The organism is Ramlibacter sp. AN1015 (assembly GCF_037726105.1).
In the GTDB taxonomy this organism is placed as follows: domain Bacteria; phylum Pseudomonadota; class Gammaproteobacteria; order Burkholderiales; family Burkholderiaceae_C; genus Ramlibacter.
Genome location: NZ_JBBJUM010000024.1, coordinates 1 through 5,107 on the forward strand (window position 1 = coordinate 1; position 5,107 = coordinate 5,107).

General features: G+C 63.6%; 4 protein-coding genes and 2 pseudogenes. All 6 read right to left on the reverse strand.

What is annotated here, in order from left to right; translation table 11 throughout:
* Window positions 1-236 (reverse strand): annotated as a pseudogene (locus WG922_RS21825) (DNA polymerase); the annotation flags it as partial.
* Between the two features lie 399 nt (window positions 237-635).
* Window positions 636-1,763 carry a TAXI family TRAP transporter solute-binding subunit gene (locus WG922_RS21830; protein ID WP_340285153.1) on the reverse strand — a complete coding sequence of 376 codons (1,128 nt, stop codon included), beginning with the start codon at window positions 1,761-1,763 and terminating at the stop codon, window positions 636-638.
* Window positions 1,764-1,786: 23 nt separating this feature from the next.
* Window positions 1,787-2,584, reverse strand: a complete 798-nt coding sequence (locus WG922_RS21835; protein WP_340285154.1) for a hypothetical protein — start codon at window positions 2,582-2,584, stop codon at window positions 1,787-1,789.
* Window positions 2,566-4,035, reverse strand: a complete 1,470-nt coding sequence (locus tag WG922_RS21840) for a hypothetical protein (protein ID WP_340285155.1) — start codon at window positions 4,033-4,035, stop codon at window positions 2,566-2,568. Before WG922_RS21840 ends, WG922_RS21835 begins: the two co-directional genes overlap by 19 nt.
* 300 nt (window positions 4,036-4,335) lie before the next feature.
* A pseudogene (locus tag WG922_RS21845) lies at window positions 4,336-4,547 on the reverse strand (DNA polymerase); the annotation flags it as partial.
* A gap of 131 nt (window positions 4,548-4,678) precedes the next feature.
* On the reverse strand, window positions 4,679-4,861 hold the full coding sequence (locus tag WG922_RS21850; RefSeq protein WP_340285156.1) for a hypothetical protein: 183 nt from the start codon (window positions 4,859-4,861) through the stop codon (window positions 4,679-4,681).
* Window positions 4,862-5,107 lie beyond the last annotated feature (246 nt).

The following is a 5,107-nucleotide window of genomic DNA, read 5'->3' on the forward strand; positions in this document are numbered from 1 at the left end:
ACCTGGTGCGCCCTCTCCCAATTCACCCCCGCACCCACCTCCGCCACCAGCGGCACCCGCGCCTGCGCCACACCGGCCATGATGCGGGGACCTCCGCGCGCACCCACTCCACCTCACCCTCGGGCACCTCGAACACCAGCTCGTCGTGCACCTGCATGATCATCTTCGTGCTTTCGTCCCTGCGCATCCAGCGTCTGCTGCACCTTGACCCTCGACAGCGTGATCAGGTCGGCCGCCGGGTCCGGCGGTGATTCAAATCATCCGCACGGTCGGGCCGATCCTTGGAGCAAAGCAGGTTGAGAGGCGAAGCGCCTAAGGCATTGGGTGAGTTGATCTCCCCGCAATACCAAGAACCTTTCGAATACGGTCTCCGACACCCCTATTCAAGGATGAAAGCGATACTCGGCGCGGGGTCCGAGCCGTCAATTCGGTATCCAAGCGCGTAAAGATCCGCTGCGAGTTTTTGCACGGCCAGCGAACTGGATAGCTCGATGGCCACCATTTCTCGCCCCCTGGCATCCTTCAGACACACCCTCCATCCACGCTGACCTGGGGCGGGAGTGCAGCGCGTTCGGTCCAGTGCCGTGGACACGCCGTCGGGCAGCTTGTCGGTCGATGTCATCATCGTGACGACCCTACCTGCACAGACCCGCAAACCGGTCCTGCGGCCTGCACGCACTGCGCGCAAGCGACGCCGTCTCCTGGGGCGCGCAGCGACTCAAGTGCTCCTTGACGCTCGATGAGTACTGCCAACCGGCACTGAGGGCCGGCAGGGGTGAACCGGGCTTCCAGGTCAGTGCTTTCCATTTCGGATGCCCCTTCGCCTGGAGCTCGTCGAAGCTTTCGCAAAATCTGTCGGCCAGGCCGGCCACGAATTGCTGGCGACTCGGGTCGATGAAGTTCGCCGTGATCAGGTACGAGTCCACGGACAACGAGGGTTGGCTGGCATCCGCGATGTTCAGCAACGGATAGCTCGTCTGCTGGATGTCAGCCCTCTTGTATTCCTGAAGGAGCCGCGCCGACGCCGGATGGTTCGGGTCGAACTTCAGGAGTTTCAGGTTGTCCGGGATGTTCGTCTCCAACAGCTTGAGCGGCTGGCCTCCTACCAGCACGACGACATCCATCGCGGGGAAGTCCTTGTAGTAATCCGGGTCGCTCAACACCATCAGGGCCGAGCGCCTCGTTCTCGTTCCTTCATCGTCACCGATCACTGTTGGATTCAGGAAAGGCGACACGACGGTCGGACGCTCGTTGAACATCTTGCTGTAGATGTTCAATGCCGTGAGGTAGGTCCCGCTCTTTTCAGCATCCATCCAAATGCGAGCCCCCTGGATCTGGTGGATGTACTCGAGCGGGCTGTCCTTCCTGACGAGGAAATGAATCTCCTCGCGATACAGCGGCATGAACACACGAAGGTTCGCGAGCAGATGCGCATACTGCCGGCGCGTGTCACTCGGAACCTGCGGGTTGTCGCGGAGGTAGACGAACGCCGAGTACACGTCGGACTGAACGATGGCCAGACCGACGCCCTTGGTCTGGCTCAGATCCTCCACGTTCGCCCAGGATCCCTTCGACTCGCGGACCTGCAAGGCAGGGGCGACGATATCCTTCAGATTCAGTCCGATCTGGTAATACGTCCCCGTCTTCCCGCCCGTCACGATGGTTTCTGCCGGTGCAGCGGCAGCGACGAGGAAGCCCGAGAGCAGCAGCAGTTGTCGCATCCACCGCCGGCCGGCGCTGGCTTTTCCTTTCGTTGCGTACATGGCGTCTCCTTCGGTGTTTCGCCTCAGTTCGGGTTGCAGAGTCCCGCCGCTTCACTGGCGGCGGAGCACAGGGCTCGGTGGCGCGGCAGCGGTACCGAAGGCTGGGCCTTCAGCGGCGCCTGCCTCTCTGCATCCGGCATGACCTCGGCTGTTGCCATCGGCTCGCTCATGCTCGGGTCGCCCTCCGGCACCGACTGCTCGCGCGTTTCGAGGACGACAGGAGTCGATGCCGCGGCCTCGGGTGCGGGGACCAGCGCTTGAGAGTTCGGTGGCGCAACGCGGTGAGGACTTTCGGGCGATGCGTTGTCGATGACCAAGCCCGCTGCCGCTGCGCCGCCTGGTGGCGCTTCGATCTGCCCGTCGAGAAGCGGAAGCGCCGCCAGGGCAATTGCACCAATGACCACTACCCCAGCCACCAGAGCAGTTGCGTTCAGGGAGGACTTCGGAGGCAAGCTGCGTTCGTCTGCAGCCGAATCAATGGCGAGGAGCACAGGGACGCTCAACGCGTCCCAGCCTTGCGCTGGACGGCGATCGATCTGGCTGACGTGCTCTCGCGCAGCTTCGGCACGCTCGAACGCTGGCGAGGGGGCCGCAGCCGGCTTCGCTGGCGAGCTTGCGCTCGGAAGTCCACAGTAGGGGCAGTAGTCCACGTCACCGAACCAAGCCCGGCCACAAGCGCCGCAATGGGCTTGCCCAAGGCGGGGTTCGATGGGCGAATCCCTATGCGCTTTCAGCACCCCATCGGCGGTGCGGCCATGGAGGTGGTCAATCAGCGCTTCGGAGCCGGACATGAAGACGTTGCTCAGAGAGTCAACTTCCATCCGACGACCTGCGCCAGCTCGGGGTGATGCACCCAGAGGTGGTTGTCGTAGACGAACAGCAGCGCGAGCCAGGGCCTGCGTACGTGGAGCGATCCGAACGGCACCGCGGGCCTGCCCGGCACTTCCCATTGCAGGATGGCGTGGCACGGCGCGTGGCTTTGCAGCAGTGCCATGGCGCCCTCGGGCGCATTCATCCTGAGTCCGATCACGGCGCCGTCATGCACCGATTCCAGCAAGGGCGCGACAAGCTCCGGAGACCGATGGTCCACCCCTGGCCCTGCTTGCCACGGATCACCATCGATGCGCAGCGCTGCGTGGTAGCAGGCGCGACCCGTGCTCAGGCGCAGTGAATGGATCGGGACAATGGCCGGTGTCGAGCTCGCCATTTCGACGTACTCGAAACCGCTATCAGCGGTTCTGCGGCACAACTGCCAGAACGTCCCTGTGGCCGCGAGATAGGGGCAGCCCAATGCAAAGAGGGGACTTCGCCCATCGGGCCACTTGATCCATTCGCATCGCCTGTCGTTGTCTTCCAGTCGAAGAACCAGCTGACCTTCATCGCAAGGCCAGTTTGCCTGCGAGTCATCAAAGACCGGCGCCTCGAAACCTCGCTGCGGCACCGGTGATTGCGTTGGCAAGACGATCGTGCCCGTCGCCGCGACAGGCACACCGATCAACTGCACCAGATCCGGCGCGGCCAGAAGAGGCGCCCAGACCTCATGTCCCCGTGCTACCGGTCCGCCGAGCGCAGGGCCGTCCCCAACATGCTCAACGGCGTAACCCGCGCCGACAGCATTTGGCGAGACCGACGCAACACCGCAAGCTGATGGGCAGTAGGCGACTGCGGGGCCCCGGTTCTGCACGAGCTCCATCCGCCAGCCCCGGGGGTTCAGCAACTTCTGGCCCCACGCTGCTCCGGACCACCGCTGCAGTGCGAGCCAGTTCCTCGACTCCGGCAACAGAGCGAACAGCCTGCCTCTACGCGGCTCAGCGGCCACCAGGGTCGGGCTTGAAATACCGAACTTGCTGACGACAAACCGGTACTGACCTGGCGGCAGTGGCGGCAAGGTGCGTTCCGGTTGGGAGATGGATCGTTCTTCCTGCGTACACGCCAGCGTCAGGGGAAGCAGCGTCTGTCGCAGGCCGCGACCTCGGGGTCGAGCATGTCCCAGCTCTGAGGCGCCAAACGGCGGCGCCCATGGCGAATCCAGCTTGGGCATCAGCATGCTCAGCCGCTTGCCGCTCTGCTGTGAATAGCCGAACTCCGGGGGAAACCACTGGCCGCTGTCGCATTCGCGGCTCGCACCGATCAGCCGCGCAACATCATGCGATGACAACCTTGGATCGACAACCGTTCCGTCGCTTGCCACCGCGAGACGCCATGTCTCGGAAGTTCGATCACGAAACCACGTTCCCGAGCTGAGCTCCCATGGCTCGAGTTGCAGGTCCACCGCTCACCTCCTCCTCGACGTCTCACCGGGACTCACAACGCGCCGGTCCCGAAGTCCATTTGAATCGCTCGGGGGCAAACTTCGAACCAGGAGCATCATCCTGTCTCTGTCCTAGTGCAGCGTGTGAACCCCTAACCCAGACCGTGAGCTTTGTTGCCCTTGGGCGTCGCCTGGCGGCACCCTCGCCTGGATCGCGGTGCTTGGATGCCATCCTCAGTTTCGCGACTGGCGCTGGCCGCCCTCTCCCAGTTCCCCCACCCCATCTCCGCCAGCAAAGGCACGCGCATTGATGCCGCCCGCTCTGCGCCGCGGGGCGTTCGGTGAATTGATCTCCGGCAGGTACAGGCGCGGTCCGAACCGAACACCGTCGCCACATACCCACCGCTCTTCGCCGACAGGCGCGTTTCGTCCATGCAGTGCTTCACGCCCGGATAGCGCTTGAAAAACCGGTCGATGTAGTTGCGCACCGCCGAGGTCTCGATGCCCAGGTTCTTGGCCAGCCCGAAGCCGGCGTGGGCCGCGCATCGAGTGGGCATCCACCGTGTGCGTTCGCATACCGCGCGATGCGCGGGAGTAGCACCGTCCTGGGCTGCTCGCCTGGCGTTGAGGGAAGTCACGCGAGGCGAGCTGGTTACCTCGTTGATCACTCATGGGGCCACCGCGGGGGCGTGCATCCGCTCAGTGGGCTGAACTTGTTGATGTGAAGCGGGTTGCCGAAGTTCGCCAGTTGCGCGAGCAGCCTGCCAGCGCCGTACCAGGGGTCGCCGATCAGGCTGCCCTCCTTGTACCTCGGACACACGTGGCAGTCGGTGACGTTCCAGCTCACACCATGTTCCTGCGGGACGCGCAGGTAACCCGAAGTCGCGGCCGATCACGCCCACGTGACTCCTAGCTGTGATGTCTCAATAGGTTGTTCGCCCGGAAGAGTCTTGGAGACTGGAGTTACGACGCTTCAGAACTTCCAGAGGAATTCCCCCGGATGAACAGCCACAAGGATGCCAGAACAACCTTCGAGGGCCGCAAGTTGCTGCTCGAACGCATTGCGATGTTTGGGCGCGTGTGGGCCAACAGT

Bases quoted from the DNA above. Each gene is read 5' to 3' on its own strand.
- WG922_RS21830 (WP_340285153.1), bottom strand. From the start codon at position 1,763: ATGTACGCAACGAAAGGAAAAGCCAGCGCCGGCCGGCGGTGGATGCGA.
- WG922_RS21835 (WP_340285154.1), bottom strand. From the start codon at position 2,584: ATGGAAGTTGACTCTCTGAGCAACGTCTTCATGTCCGGCTCCGAAGCG.